This window comes from Mycobacterium sp. D16Q16 (assembly GCF_002013745.1).
GTDB lineage: Bacteria > Actinomycetota > Actinomycetes > Mycobacteriales > Mycobacteriaceae > Mycobacterium.
In genome coordinates this window covers 201,008-214,284 of record NZ_MAEY01000004.1, presented here as the reverse complement: position 1 = coordinate 214,284, position 13,277 = coordinate 201,008, and the positions used below count along the sequence as shown (strand labels likewise).

The 13,277-nt window shown below is 63.2% G+C and carries 14 protein-coding genes; 9 read left to right on the top strand and 5 right to left on the bottom strand.

Annotation, left to right across the window (positions count from 1 at the left end):
• The first annotated feature begins 23 nt into the window (after positions 1-23).
• Both B4394_RS05535 and B4394_RS05530 read left to right on the top strand, forming a co-directional pair.
• Positions 24-590, top strand: a complete 567-nt coding sequence (locus B4394_RS05535) for a DUF3558 domain-containing protein (RefSeq protein ID WP_078314452.1) — start codon at positions 24-26, stop codon at positions 588-590.
• Positions 587-1,132, top strand: a complete 546-nt coding sequence (locus B4394_RS05530; protein WP_078308489.1) for a DUF3558 domain-containing protein — start codon at positions 587-589, stop codon at positions 1,130-1,132. Before B4394_RS05535 ends, B4394_RS05530 begins: the two co-directional genes overlap by 4 nt.
• A gap of 18 nt (positions 1,133-1,150) precedes the next feature.
• On the opposite strand, the gene B4394_RS05525 is transcribed toward B4394_RS05530, so the two are convergent.
• Both B4394_RS05525 and B4394_RS05520 read right to left on the bottom strand, forming a co-directional pair.
• Positions 1,151-1,603, bottom strand: a complete 453-nt coding sequence (locus B4394_RS05525; RefSeq protein ID WP_078314451.1) for a DUF3060 domain-containing protein — start codon at positions 1,601-1,603, stop codon at positions 1,151-1,153.
• A 38-nt stretch (positions 1,604-1,641) separates the two neighbouring features.
• Entirely contained in the window at positions 1,642-2,022 is a 381-nt protein-coding gene (locus B4394_RS05520) for a DUF3060 domain-containing protein (RefSeq protein WP_078308491.1), read from the bottom strand.
• Positions 2,023-2,230: 208 nt separating this feature from the next.
• Here B4394_RS05520 and B4394_RS05515 point away from each other — a divergent pair, with 208 nt between their 5' ends.
• The 5 genes from B4394_RS05515 (at position 2,231) to tuf (ending at position 7,577) form a co-directional block, all read left to right on the top strand.
• The gene (locus tag B4394_RS05515) at positions 2,231-2,839 is read left to right on the top strand and encodes a TetR/AcrR family transcriptional regulator (protein WP_078308492.1); all 609 of its coding nucleotides are present in this window, start codon (positions 2,231-2,233) and stop codon (positions 2,837-2,839) included.
• Between the two features lie 406 nt (positions 2,840-3,245).
• Complete coding sequence (gene rpsL / locus B4394_RS05510; RefSeq protein ID WP_003929602.1) at positions 3,246-3,620, top strand: 30S ribosomal protein S12; 375 nt, start codon at positions 3,246-3,248, stop codon at positions 3,618-3,620.
• Complete coding sequence (gene rpsG / locus B4394_RS05505) at positions 3,620-4,090, top strand: 30S ribosomal protein S7 (protein ID WP_070938491.1); 471 nt, start codon at positions 3,620-3,622, stop codon at positions 4,088-4,090. The genes rpsL and rpsG overlap by 1 nt, the downstream gene beginning before the upstream one ends.
• A 77-nt stretch (positions 4,091-4,167) precedes the next feature.
• Positions 4,168-6,273, top strand: a complete 2,106-nt coding sequence (gene fusA, locus B4394_RS05500; protein ID WP_078308493.1) for an elongation factor G — start codon at positions 4,168-4,170, stop codon at positions 6,271-6,273.
• Positions 6,274-6,383: 110 nt separating this feature from the next.
• Positions 6,384-7,577, top strand: a complete 1,194-nt coding sequence (gene tuf, locus B4394_RS05495; protein WP_078288431.1) for an elongation factor Tu — start codon at positions 6,384-6,386, stop codon at positions 7,575-7,577.
• Positions 7,578-7,711: 134 nt separating this feature from the next.
• Here tuf and B4394_RS05490 read toward each other — a convergent pair whose 3' ends face one another.
• Complete coding sequence (locus B4394_RS05490; protein ID WP_078314613.1) at positions 7,712-9,061, bottom strand: oxygenase MpaB family protein; 1,350 nt, start codon at positions 9,059-9,061, stop codon at positions 7,712-7,714.
• A 97-nt stretch (positions 9,062-9,158) separates the two neighbouring features.
• Positions 9,159-10,541, bottom strand: coding sequence for an oxygenase MpaB family protein (locus B4394_RS05485; RefSeq protein ID WP_078314612.1), 1,383 nt, complete (start codon positions 10,539-10,541; stop codon positions 9,159-9,161).
• A gap of 113 nt (positions 10,542-10,654) precedes the next feature.
• Between B4394_RS05485 and B4394_RS05480 the strand changes: the two genes are divergently transcribed.
• Together B4394_RS05480 and B4394_RS05475 are read left to right on the top strand one after the other, a co-directional pair.
• Positions 10,655-11,455 carry a hypothetical protein gene (locus B4394_RS05480; protein ID WP_139359953.1) on the top strand — a complete coding sequence of 267 codons (801 nt, stop codon included), beginning with the start codon at positions 10,655-10,657 and terminating at the stop codon, positions 11,453-11,455.
• 91 nt (positions 11,456-11,546) lie between these two features.
• Complete coding sequence (locus B4394_RS05475) at positions 11,547-12,380, top strand: mycofactocin-coupled SDR family oxidoreductase (protein ID WP_078308495.1); 834 nt, start codon at positions 11,547-11,549, stop codon at positions 12,378-12,380.
• On the opposite strand, the gene B4394_RS05470 is transcribed toward B4394_RS05475, so the two are convergent.
• Positions 12,377-13,258: a universal stress protein gene (locus B4394_RS05470; RefSeq protein WP_078314449.1), complete on the bottom strand. Its 882-nt coding sequence runs from the start codon at positions 13,256-13,258 to the stop codon at positions 12,377-12,379. The two genes, B4394_RS05475 and B4394_RS05470, sit on opposite strands and share 4 nt — an antisense overlap.
• Between the last annotated feature and the right edge of the window lie 19 nt (positions 13,259-13,277).

Genomic DNA, 13,277 nt, shown 5'->3' with positions numbered 1-13,277 from the left:
GACCTGCGGGATACGGACGTACTGTGGACACCGTGAGTGTGCGGATTCTTCCGGTATCGGCCTTGATGGTCGTGGCCGTGGCGCTGGCCGGATGCTCGCCCCGGCCCTCTTCCGGTGGTGACGACGACAACGGCGGATCCCCCGACGTGCAGGTGACCACCGTGCCCGAGGTGAACAACGGGCCCGGTAAGGGTTTCAAACTTGGCGACTGTGGCGGCATGACTGACGCGGAAGTCACTGCGGCGGTGGGCAATCCGGCGCTCAAACGCGACGTGGACAGCCTGCTGGGTTGTCGGTGGTCCACCGGTCCTGGAGGCGGGGATACGTCCCTGTCGCTGTATTGGTACCGGGGCAGCTCGGCGCAGAAAGAAGCGTCAGTCGCGCGAAACCTCGGGCATACGGTGGAAACGGTGACCACCAAGTCCTATCCCGGTTACCGCGTGAGCAATGTCGGGCTGTGTGAACTGTCCGCGGGATCGGGGCCGGACTTCCTGCATTGGTCTTTGCAATCGGGGGCCGTCAAGAACGACCCGTGCAAGGCCGTCGAGACGTTGATGGACTCGCTGCTGAGCAAGGTGGGCAAGCAATGAAAAGGACTGTCGGCGCACTTGCCGCCGCGGTGTTACTGCTCGCGGGGCCGACCGGGTGTGCGCGCACCGTCGACGGCGCCGCTGTCGCCCCGGGCGAGACGCTGAACTCCAGCGAGCGGGGTGAGAACGACAAACTGGACCCGTACGGTTTCGCCAACGGCCAATGCGGTCCGCTCGATGAGAAGACGATCGTCGAAACCGTCAAGGCCGCCCAGATCTACCAGAATTTCTTTGGGGCACTGTGTTATTGGGTCGCCGCCGATGATGCTGGAAGCCTCATCGACCTTCTGTACGCGTACTACGAGGGTGGCGATGTGGACCGCGATCGCACGTCTGCCGACGGGATGGGGCAGAAGACTGCCGACATTACGATCAACGGCCGCAAGGGATTCACCAGTACCGGCCCCGGTGGCTCGGGATGTGGAGTGACCGTTCCGGCGGGAACCGGTTCCCTGACCTGGTGGGTTCAGTACCGCAAGGGCGGCGACAGTTGCGCCGCGGCCCGTCAGCTGGTCGAACACATTGTCCAGACGGTGCTCTGAGCGGGCTAATGGTGAGGGCTAGGAAGCCTTCTCGATCGTGTTGTTGCTTCCGTAGTTGTTGACCTTGGGCCCGCCCGCCTTATAGGTGAGTTTGTTGCCATAGCCGGTGACCGTCACCTCGGTCTTCAGCTCGTCGAACGCAATGGTGTTCGAGAAGCCCGAGACGGTGACCGTGTCGCAGGCCCCGGTGATGGTGAGTGTGTTGTTGGCGCCCGTGATGTTCAGGCGCTTGCCCTCCTGGCATACGGCGGTCGTGGTCTGGCCGAAGTACCCGATCACGGTCTCGTCCCCGATGTCGACCTTGGCGGAGGTCGGCGTGGAGGGGCTGGGGGAAGCCGAGGTGGATGGGGGAGTCCAGGTGCCGGGTGTCGGATTGCTCGAACCCGGCTTGATGACGCCGCAGCCCGCGAGTCCAAGAGCGGTTACGACGAGGGCAAGGACTGTCGCGGGGAGAGCACTGTGGCGGGACATGGAGTCGATTATCCCGAGATTTGGGTGTCGGGAGGGGATCAACCAGGGACGCGGTCGATGAAGTTCATCATGCCCAGCTCGCGCCCACGATCGATGACCGCGGGCTCGCCGGACTTGTAGAGCACCTTCTGGTTGAAGCCGTACACGGTGATGTCGTTGACCACGTTGTCGGCGATGATCGTGTTGGAGGACCCCTGTACCGAGATCGCGTAGCAGCTGCCGAGAGCGGTGATGACGTTCTGCGATCCGTTCACAAAGACAGTGGAGTCGCCGCAATCGATGGTGGTGACGAGCCCGTACTGGGTGATGTGTGTGTCGCCGTTCTTGGCCAGGCGAATGTTGTCGGCGAGGCGCGAAGGGCCCTCGGGTGAGTCCATCACTGTGACGATGCCGCCGGTTACCAGGACGGCGACCAGCAAGTGCCGCCCAGCAGAAACTAGAACGTGTGTCATTTCAGCGTCCCGATCACGTTATGAGAATAGGCCACGGCGCGCCACGACAGGCTCGGTAGGCTGACAAACACAAAGGTGACGGCGGGGAGAGATAGGGTCATAGCAGGCCATCTGCCCTGGAGGCCGCGCCAGATAGCACTGAACTAGAACGACTCACCCCCGAAGGCGGCCAGACGTGACGACCGAGCCCGCAACCGCGCACCGCAGAAGTCCTGCGCGGGCAACACGGCTCAACCGGGACACCGTCGTGAACGCCGCGCTGTCTTTTCTCGACCGGGCCGGCTGGGACGCGCTAACCATCAACGCGTTGGCCGTCGAGCTGGGGACGAAGGGGCCGTCGCTCTATAACCATGTGGACAGCCTCGATGACCTGCGCCACGAGGTGCGCGGTCGGGTGCTGGTCGAGATTGTCGGCATGCTGCACACCGTGAGTTCGGGTCGTAGCAGCGAGGACGCAATCTTGGCCATGGCCGGTGCGTATCGCAGCTATGCGCACCACCATCCAGGCAGATACGCCGCGCTGACCCGCATGCCGTTCCTGGACGATGTCAACCGCCCGACGATCGACGCCCGTGAATTGGCCAAGCCCGCAACCGAGGCCATCGGCGTGTACGGGCTCGACGAGGACACCGCCTTTCACGCGGGCGTCGAGCTCTGGGCTGCGATGCACGGGTTCGTCATGCTGGAGATGACGGGCTTCATGGCGGGCATCGAGATGGATCCCGACATCGCGTTTACGGAGATGGTGCACCGCTTTGCGTCGGGTCTGGCCGAGCGGCGATGAGCGCTCGGCGCGAAGAGCAGACCTCGCCGATGAGCGCTCGGCGCGAAGAGTGGGCCGCTCAGTCAGGCATGTTGCCCGCGCATTGGTGAGTTATCGATGACCTGCGCTTTGTCGCTGGTAGGCGAGTTTGTCTCACTGTGATCAGCCCTGGTATGGTAGGGCGCTGTGCCTGGCCAATGGCCACCGCTGGGGTACTCGGTGGGGGTCAGATAGGGCGCCAGGTCAATTCGCATGCCCAGAGGGTGAAGGAGTTTTTCTTCGCGTCCGCGGTGTGTGCGACACGCCCGGCCTCGGGATACCGATATGGGCGAGAACTGCAGGACAACAGGGCCTTTTGACGGGCTCGCGACGCTAGAGCCCCACGTACGTAGTTTGAAGTAGCTAGAGAGAAACAGAAAGCCGGTACATGCCAACCATCAACCAGCTGGTCCGTAAGGGTCGCCGGGACAAGATCGCCAAGGTGAAGACTGCGGCCCTCAAGGGCAGCCCGCAGCGCCGTGGCGTTTGCACCCGCGTCTACACCACCACCCCGAAGAAGCCGAACTCGGCGCTGCGGAAGGTGGCCCGTGTGCGGCTGACCAGCGCGGTGGAGGTCACCGCCTACATCCCGGGTGAGGGTCACAACCTGCAGGAGCACTCGATGGTGCTCGTGCGCGGTGGTCGTGTGAAGGACCTCCCCGGTGTGCGCTACAAGATCATCCGCGGCTCGCTGGACACCCAGGGAGTCAAGAACCGCAAGCAGGCTCGCAGCCGCTACGGCGCCAAGAAGGAGAAGAGCTAATGCCACGCAAGGGACCCGCGCCGTCGCGCCCCCTGGTCAACGACCCGGTTTACAGCTCCCAGCTGGTGACCCAGCTGGTCAACAAGGTGCTGCTCGATGGCAAGAAGTCCATCGCCGAGCGCATCGTGTACGGCGCACTGGAGCAGGCCCGCGACAAGACTGGCACCGATCCGGTTGTCACCCTCAAGCGCGCCATGGACAACGTCAAGCCTGCCCTTGAGGTGCGCAGCCGCCGTGTCGGTGGCGCCACCTACCAGGTGCCGGTCGAGGTCCGCCCCGATCGCTCCACCACCCTGGCCCTGCGCTGGTTGGTGAGCTTCTCGCGGGCACGTCGCGAAAAGACCATGATTGAGCGTCTGGCGAACGAGATCCTGGACGCCAGCAATGGCTTGGGTGCCTCGGTGAAGCGCCGCGAAGATGTTCACAAGATGGCCGAGGCCAACCGAGCGTTCGCGCACTACCGCTGGTGATCTGACGGGCCTCACCGCACGGCGAGGCCCGCCCAGTTCGTCCATCCCCAATTCGAAGCGAAAGAGCGGAAACTTCTGTGGCACAGGAAGTGCTGACCGACCTGAACAAGGTCCGCAACTTCGGCATCATGGCCCACATCGATGCCGGCAAGACCACCACGACCGAGCGCATCCTCTTCTACACCGGTATCACGTACAAGATCGGTGAAGTCCACGATGGCGCAGCCACCATGGACTGGATGGAGCAGGAGCAGGAGCGCGGCATCACCATCACGTCCGCCGCGACGACCGCTTACTGGAAAGAAAACCAGCTCAACATCATCGACACCCCGGGACACGTCGACTTCACCGTCGAGGTGGAGCGCAACCTGCGTGTGCTCGACGGTGCGGTGGCCGTTTTCGATGGCAAAGAGGGCGTGGAGCCGCAGTCCGAGCAGGTGTGGCGTCAGGCCGACCGCTATGACGTGCCGCGTATCTGTTTCGTCAACAAGATGGACAAGCTGGGCGCCGACTTCTACTACACGGTGAAGACCATCGAGGATCGCCTCGGTGCGCGTGCGCTGCCCATTCAGCTGCCGATCGGTGCCGAGAACGACTTCGAGGGCATCATCGACCTGGTCGAGATGAACGCCAAGGTGTGGCGTGGCGAGACCAAGATGGGCGAGCAGTACGAGGTTGTCGAGATCCCCGCGGAGCTGGCCGACAAGGCAGCCGAGTACCGCGCGGCTCTGCTTGAAGCCGTCGCCGAGACCGATGAGGCGCTGCTGGAGAAGTTTTTTGCCGGCGAAGAGCTGACCATTGACGAGATCAAGGGCGCGATTCGTAAGCTCGTGATCACGTCCGAGGCTTACCCGGTGCTGTGCGGTAGCGCGTTCAAGAACAAGGGCGTACAGCCCATGCTTGACGCCGTCATCGACTACCTGCCGTCGCCGCTGGACGTGGGTGCCACCACCGGCCACGTGCCCGGCAAAGAGGACGAGCTCATCACGCGTGAGCCCAACACCGACGAGCCGTTCAGCGCGTTGGCGTTCAAGGTCGCGACCCACCCGTTCTTCGGCAAGCTGATCTACATCCGCGTGTACTCGGGCAAGGTCGATTCCGGCACCCAGGTGGTCAACTCCACCAAGGGCAAGAAGGAGCGTCTGGGCAAGCTGTTCCAGATGCACTCCAACAAGGAGAACCCGGTGGACTCGGCGAGCGCCGGCCACATCTACGCCGCGATCGGTCTGAAGGACACCACTACCGGTGACACCCTCTGCGACCCGAGCAACCAGATCGTGCTGGAGTCCATGACCTTCCCGGATCCGGTGATCCAGGTGGCCATCGAGCCCAAGACCAAGAGCGACCAGGAAAAGCTGGGCACCGCGATCCAGAAGCTCGCCGAGGAAGACCCGACCTTCAAGGTCAAGCAGGACGACGAGACCGGCCAGACCATCATCGGTGGCATGGGCGAGCTGCACTTGGACATCCTGGTGGACCGCATGCGCCGCGAATTCAAGGTCGAGGCGAATGTCGGTAAGCCGCAGGTGGCCTACCGCGAGACCATCCGCCGCGCGGTGGAGAAGGTCGAATTCACCCACAAGAAGCAGACGGGTGGCTCGGGCCAGTTCGCCAAGGTGATCATCTCCGTCGAACCGCTGGTGGATGCCGAGGACGGCGCCACTTACGAGTTCGCGAACAAGGTCACCGGTGGCCGTGTCCCGCGCGAGTACATCCCGTCGGTGGATGCCGGTGCGCAGGACGCCATGCAGTACGGCATCCTGGCCGGCTATCCGCTGGTGAACGTCAAGGTCACGCTGCTCGACGGCGCGTACCACGACGTTGACTCGTCGGAAATGGCCTTCAAGATCGCGGGTTCCCAGGCATTCAAAAAGGCTGCCGGACAAGCACAGCCGGTCATCCTGGAGCCCATCATGGCTGTCGAGGTCACCACACCCGAGGACTACATGGGTGACGTGATCGGCGACCTGAACTCCCGCCGTGGCCAGATCCAGGCTATGGAGGAGCGCAGCGGTGCACGTGTCGTCAAGGCACAGGTTCCGCTGTCGGAGATGTTCGGTTACGTCGGCGACCTTCGGTCGAAGACCCAGGGCCGGGCTAACTACTCCATGGTGTTCGATTCGTACGCCGAAGTTCCGGCGAACGTGTCGAAGGAGATCATCGCGAAGGCGACTGGGGAGTAGCGAAAGCTCACAACCCATTCGGACTTGCGCGAGTGAGTCCGCTAGGCAAATGAAAACCCTTGTCTCTGAGAAAGTCTCAGAGACAACAGAAAGTCCAGGAGGACACAACAGTGGCGAAGGCGAAGTTCGAGCGGACGAAGCCGCACGTCAACATCGGGACCATCGGTCACGTTGACCACGGCAAGACCACTCTCACTGCGGCAATCACCAAGGTGCTGCACGACAAGTACCCCACTCTGAACGAAGCATCTGCCTTCGACCAGATCGACAACGCTCCCGAAGAGAAGGCTCGTGGTATCACGATCAACATCTCTCACGTGGAGTACCAGACCGAGAAGCGTCACTACGCGCACGTCGACGCCCCCGGCCACGCCGACTACATCAAGAACATGATCACCGGTGCCGCCCAGATGGACGGTGCGATCCTGGTAGTCGCCGCGACCGACGGCCCGATGCCGCAGACGCGTGAGCACGTGCTGCTCGCCCGTCAGGTGGGTGTGCCCTACATCCTCGTCGCGCTGAACAAGTCCGACATGGTGGATGACGAGGAGCTCCTCGAGCTTGTCGAGCTGGAGGTCCGGGAGCTGCTGAGCAGCCAGGACTTCGACGGTGACAACGCTCCCGTGGTTCGCGTCTCCGCGCTCAAGGCGCTCGAGGGCGACGCCGAGTGGGCCAAGACCGTTGGCGATCTGATGGACGCTGTTGACGAGTCGATCCCGGACCCGGTTCGCGAGACCGACAAGCCGTTCCTGATGCCCGTTGAGGACGTGTTCACCATCACCGGTCGTGGCACCGTGGTGACCGGCCGCGTCGAGCGTGGCGTGATCAACGTGAACGAGGACGTCGAGATCGTCGGCATCAAGGACACCGTCACCAAGACGACCGTCACCGGTGTCGAGATGTTCCGCAAGCTGCTCGATCAGGGTCAGGCCGGCGACAACGTTGGTCTGCTGGTCCGTGGTGTGAAGCGTGAGGACGTCGAGCGTGGCCAGGTTGTGGTCAAGCCCGGCACCACCACCCCGCACACCGAGTTCGACGGCAGCGTCTACATCCTGTCCAAGGACGAAGGAGGCCGTCACACGCCGTTCTTCAACAACTACCGCCCGCAGTTCTACTTCCGTACCACGGACGTGACCGGCGTGGTGACTCTGCCCGAGGGCACCGAGATGGTGATGCCCGGTGACAACACCGACATCTCCGTCAAGCTGATCCAGCCGGTGGCCATGGACGAGGGTCTGCGTTTCGCGATCCGTGAAGGTGGCCGTACCGTCGGCGCCGGTCGCGTGACCAAGATCCACAAGTGATCTAAAGACGCCAAGAAAACGGCGCTCACCCTTCAGGGGTGGGCGCCGTTTTCGTGTTTTCTCCTCGCCCAGCGGGGATCTGGCGAGGGCCTTGGCCGGTTTCGTCCCGTGAGACTCCTGCTCGGCGGAACTGGTCAGCGGGCGAAAGCGTGCCCGGAGGTGTTGTTGTCGTGCATCGTGTATGTCGAGGCCACCTTGGCGCGCTTCTCGATCAATTCGGATAAAAGATTGTTCACCGCGCTGGGATTGGGGTTGAAGGCATCCAGCCGGTGGCGCACCAAGCCGATTCCGGGCAGCCGGTCCAGCACCGCGGACGCGTTGGCATTGACCGTGGCGGCCCTGCTGAACAGCCAGCCCGAGAGCCGATGGTTGATGCCGTCAAAGGTTGTGCCCTGGAAGAATTCGTCCATTGCCGCGGGTCCCATCAGCATGGAGCCGGGTCCGGCGAGCACTTCCGCGAAGAGGCGCCGGACGGGTCCGGTACGCGCGCCGGACATGCCCGTGGCCAGTGCTTCGATCAGCTCGACGCGCCAGCGTGAGGCATCTCCGGAACGGGCCAGCAGGTAGTCGAGATTGCGCATGGCGTCGATGCCCGTGCGTGGCAGCAGGTCTTCGGTGACGCCGAACATCAGCGCCCAGCGCAGCAAGTAATGCCACACATCGTCGATTTCCCTGAGTGTGCAAGATCTTCCGAGCCGATAGTCAACGAGGAGCGCTCCGAGCATGGCCTCGATGAACCCGCACATGGACGCGTTGGAGATGGGGGCACCGTACTGGGCGAAGTTGTCTTCGCCCCAGGCGCTCCGTAGACCCCGCCGGGCCAGCGAGTGCACCAATCGAACGCGCATGGTGAGCTTGATCTGTTCGGAGCCGGGTACCAACCCGTCGCGGTCGAAGATCATGGAGAAGAACCGGTTTGTCTCGGCCAGCCGTTGGGCGCTCTGATAGCGGAACCGGCCGGTGGCTCCGGTGGCAGCCGATACGTCCGAGTTCATGACGGTGTCGAACACCGCGAAGGTCGCCATGACCGCGGTGGTCGCCGTGGTCACCTGGCGTGCCCGCAACCGGCCTCGTTCCGCTTTGGCCGGATCCCACCACTGTGGCACGCCGTAGGCATCCGCGAACAATGCCCGCAGCGCCTCGGGAGGGTCGTCCAGGCTGTCGATGCCGTGCTCGACGGCCTGTTCGAACAGTGCCCGGGCCTGAGCGGACCCGAGCTCCTGAAATAGCTCGACCACGGCGTCCATCGGCTCGTCGCCCTGCCACATGTGATCGTCAAACAAGCGGGTCGCCGGCGTGGGGGTTACCTCGTCCTCGACATCGAACCAAGGGTCGAACAAGTAATGCCGGCAGTGGCGCCAGATCCAGCCGAATTCGTTCTTACCCTCCGGAATTGGACGTAGGTCCATTCCCGGGCGGAAGTAGTAGTCGTACGGGTGCGGATCGCCTGGCGGTGGTTTGTCGACCACGGTGAGCTTGGGCATCCGGGCGCCTCCTGAGATGTTGACGTCGACATCATTGACAACGTGCATTGTCAATATTAGGTCGCATGGCGGAGGCTTACAAGTGCTGAGATTTCGCCTACCGCGCGAAGGCGTGCCCGGAGGTGTTGGTGTCGTGCATCGTGTACGTGGAGCTCACCTTGTTGAGCTTCTCGAGAATGTCGAACGCTGGATTGAGCACCGCGCTGGGGTTGGGGAGCAGGGTCCCGTAGACAATCCTGCGTGCTAATCGTGTGCCGGGCACTCTGTCGCGGATCGCCGCCGCTCGCGCGCTCATCGACATCGCGGCCTGCAGCGCCACACCGGGGAGCTGCCGGGGGAGCCGTTCATAGCTTGTGCCGCGCACGAATTCGTCCATCGCCTGGGGCCCCATCAAGACCCAGCCAGGTGCGCCAATGCCCGCCACAAACATCAGGTCGCTGAGTAACTTGCGCAGGCGCGCTATGGGGAGCGGGGCAATAACCGCCGAGGGGAGCGCCGAGAGCACCTCGACGAGTTCAACGCGCCAGCGCGAGGCATCGCCGGAGCGCGCCAGCAGGTAGTCGAGATTGCGCATGGCGTCGGTCCCGGTCTTGGGGCACAGTTCCTCGCTAATGCCGAAAAGCAGTGCCCATCGCGTCATGTAATGCCAGGCGTCATCCAACTCTTCGGGGGTGCAGGGCCGGCCGAACCGATGCTCAATGAGCATCTGTCCCAGTGATTCGGCTTCGATGAATCCGCACATCGATGAGTTGGAGATGGGCACGCCATAGTCGGAGAAGTTCTCTGTTCCCCATGCGGCGCGAAGCCCCTTGCGGGCCAATGAATGTACGAGGCGCACGCGTAGCGTCATCTGTATCTGAGGCGATCCGGGTCGCATGGCATCGCGGTCGCGCAGAGCCGCGAAAAAGCGCGCGGTCTCAAGGAGCCGTTGTTGGCCTTGGTCCCGGAACCGGCCGGAGGCGCCGGTGGTGGACGACACGTCGGAGTTCATGACGGTGTCGAAGACCCCGAACGAGGTCATCAGAAGCACGGTGGGTGCCCCCATCTGGTTCAGGCGAACTCTTCCCCGCTCCGCTTTGGCCGGGTCCCACCATTCCGGAACCCGATACGCATCCTCCAGAAGTGCACGCAGTTCGTCGGGCGGGTCATCCAGGGAATCGATACCTTCGGTGATGGCCTGTTCGAACAATGCGCGGGCTTGTGAGGAGCCCATCCGGTCGAACAAGGTCACCACGGCATCCATCAGCTCGTCGCCCTGCCACATGTGGTCATCGAATAAGCGAGTCAGCGGCGTCGGGGTGACGTTGTCTTCGACGTCGAACCAGTTGTCGAACAATGTGTGTCGGCAGTGGCGCCAGATCCAGCCGAATTCGTTCTTGCCCTCGGGGATTGGGCGTAGGTCCATGCCCGGCCGGTAGTAGTAGTCGTGCGGGTGGGGATCACGTGCTGACAAGCGATCGGCGGCTGTGAGCTTGGGCATGGCGGGCGCCTCCTGTCCGGCGATGTCGGCATCGTTGACAACATCTATTGCCAATATTAGGGCCTGTTCAGATCCCACACAAGATGCCGCGCAGGTGGAGGATGATGAGCGCCATGAACGTGGTCGCACGCTTTCTGAAAATCCTGGCCTTCTCGCTGCTCTGCGGGATTGTCGGGCCGATATTCATCGTGATGTATTACGTGATCGACGAACCCGCGACGAGTTGGATGCTGTACAGCGGCGTCGGTATCACTATCGGGATCGTGGTGTTGGCATTCGTGTTGACATTGCTATTCACCAGGACCGATGAGGCACGCAAGCTGTTGGAGGCCAACGGCATTCTGGCGCTTGCCGACGTGGTGGCGGCCAACGAGACGGGGATGAGGGTCAATGATCAGCCGGTGATCAAACTGACGCTGCAGATACACGGAGACGGGATCAGTCCGTTCCGTGCCGAGACGAGAACGCGGGTGTCGGTGCTGCAGGTGCCGGCTCTCTCGCGCGGCAAGCTCGTCGTGCTCGTCGCGCCAGGTACTGAGCAGTTTCAGATCGACTGGCAGCGCAGTGCTTTGCTCAACGGTCAGGTGCCGGCCAAGTTCACCAGCTCGTCGCAAGGCCGCGAGTATGACCTCACTGGGCAGGCCGGCCCGCTCTTCGAGATCATGAAGGTTCTCAAGGCCAACGGCATAGGCACCGACGGCGTGGTGGACATCCGCTCCAACCCGGTTGTCCGCCAACAGATCGACGCAATCCTGCGTAAGACGGAGGGCGCCGAGCGGGCCCCCTCTGCCGACCCTGCGCCTACGGGATCGGTGGCCGACCGACTTGCCGAGCTCGATCGGTTGAAGCGCGCATCGCTGGTATCCGAGACGGAGTACAACACCAAACGAGCGGATATCCTCGGCGACCTCTAGGTCCGCTTCTTTCCCGCCCGCTGAGCGGTCCTCAATCTGGAACACGTTCTAGAACGGCTGCTAGCCTGGTGTCGATTGCAAAGGAGCAGACATGGCGGATCAGCCGGCCCATCAGACCTTGTCCGGAAAAGTGGCGTTCGTAACCGGTGCGGCTCGTGGCCAGGGACGCCAGCACGCCGTGCGGCTGGCCCAGGCCGGCGCCGACATTGTCGCGATTGACGCCTGTGCCCCCGTGTCGGAGTACGCGGGGTATGACGCCGCCACCCCTGAAGACCTCAAGGAGACCGCGCGACTCGTCGAGGCCGCCGGGCGCAAGATCATCGCCGAGCAGGCAGATGTCCGCAACGGTGCGGCGCTGCAGAGCGTGGTCGAGGAGGCTGTCGCCCAGTTCGGGCACATCGACATCTTGATTGCCAATGCGGGAGTGCTCAGCTGGGGCCGGTTGTGGGAGATGCCCGACCAGCAATGGGAAGACATCATCGATACCAATCTCACCGGTACCTGGAAGACAGTGAAAGCCGTTGTACCGACGATGATCACGGCCGGTAACGGTGGTTCGATCGTGATCGTGAGCTCGGTGTCCGGGCTCAAGGGCACCCCGGGTAACGGCGCCTACGTTGCCTCGAAATTCGGCCTGACCGGACTCACCAAGTCCTTGACGATCGAACTCGCCGAATACGGGATCCGGGTCAACTCGATCCATCCGTATGGGGTGACCACCCCGATGATCACCGGCGACGCGATGATGAAGCTGCTCGCCGAGCACCCCAACTACCTGCCGAGCATTGCTCCAATGCCGTTGTCACCCACCAAGATGCTTGAGCCGGACGAGATCTCAGACGTGGTGCTGTGGTTGGCGGGCGATGCGTCGGGCACGCTAGCTGGCGCGCAGGTGCCGGTGGACAAGGGGCACCTGACGTATTAGCCCGGCATCACGACGACGGGGACCGGGCTGTGCCTGACGATCTTGGTTGCGCGTGAGCCGAGGAAGACGCGGGCGACGGTGCTGTGTGGGCGGCTGCCGAGCACCAGTAGCTCGCCGTCGAGCCATTCGGCGTTGTCCAACGCGTCATCCCAGCTGTCGCCGGTGACGACCTTCAGCTCCACGCCGGGTTCGAGGATTCCCTCGTGGCGCAGCGCGGCCAGGGCCTCCTCGGACTGGGCGACCCAGCTGGCGAGCACCGCGTCCTCGGCCTCGGGGCCAACACCGGCGGTCAGCATCGTGCGGCCGCGCACCGCGAAGGTGACCACGCGCATTGGTGCGTGGAGGCGCTCGGTCAGTCGAACCGCTTGTTGCACAACGTCGACCGCATCCTCCGTGCCGGGGTACCCGCAGGTGACCCGGCTGACCGTGCCTGCCTTCGAGCCCCGATAGCCGCGGGGGCTGATGGCCAGCGGGACAGGGGAGGAGTGCAACAGCCGGTCACCGGTCGAGCCCAATACCACCTGACCGAGGCTTCCCTCCGAGGCAGAGCCAACGACGAGCACATCCGCGTCAGATGCCTCGACGGCTTCCAGCAGCCCGCCGGACACTGAGCGATGCGCCACGTTGTGGAACGAGACATCTATTCCGGCGCTGATCTTTTCGAGATACGCGGCGGCTTCGGACTTTGAGTCTTCGGAGAGCTTCTGGGCCCATTGGGCGTACTCGGCGTCGATCTTGGCCTTCGACAGTGTGGTCCACGGCTTGGGCACCACCGTGGTGACAGTCAGCGAGGTCTCCAGGACGCGGGCAGATTCGACAGCCAGATGCAGCGCGCCCTTACCGCCCTTGCCCGAGAGATATCCGACGACGACGGTCATATCTGACGCTCTTCGCGCA

Coding starts and splice junctions, on each gene's coding strand:
- B4394_RS05530 (WP_078308489.1), top strand. CDS start 587: ATGAAAAGGACTGTCGGCGCACTTGCCGCCGCGGTGTTACTGCTCGCG.
- B4394_RS05525 (WP_078314451.1), bottom strand. CDS start 1,603: ATGTCCCGCCACAGTGCTCTCCCCGCGACAGTCCTTGCCCTCGTCGTA.
- rpsL (WP_003929602.1), top strand. CDS start 3,246: ATGCCAACCATCAACCAGCTGGTCCGTAAGGGTCGCCGGGACAAGATC.
- rpsG (WP_070938491.1), top strand. CDS start 3,620: ATGCCACGCAAGGGACCCGCGCCGTCGCGCCCCCTGGTCAACGACCCG.
- B4394_RS05490 (WP_078314613.1), bottom strand. CDS start 9,061: ATGCCCAAGCTCACCGTGGTCGACAAACCACCGCCAGGCGATCCGCAC.
- B4394_RS05485 (WP_078314612.1), bottom strand. CDS start 10,541: ATGCCCAAGCTCACAGCCGCCGATCGCTTGTCAGCACGTGATCCCCAC.
- B4394_RS05480 (WP_139359953.1), top strand. CDS start 10,655: ATGAACGTGGTCGCACGCTTTCTGAAAATCCTGGCCTTCTCGCTGCTC.
- B4394_RS05475 (WP_078308495.1), top strand. CDS start 11,547: ATGGCGGATCAGCCGGCCCATCAGACCTTGTCCGGAAAAGTGGCGTTC.
- B4394_RS05470 (WP_078314449.1), bottom strand. CDS start 13,258: ATGACCGTCGTCGTCGGATATCTCTCGGGCAAGGGCGGTAAGGGCGCG.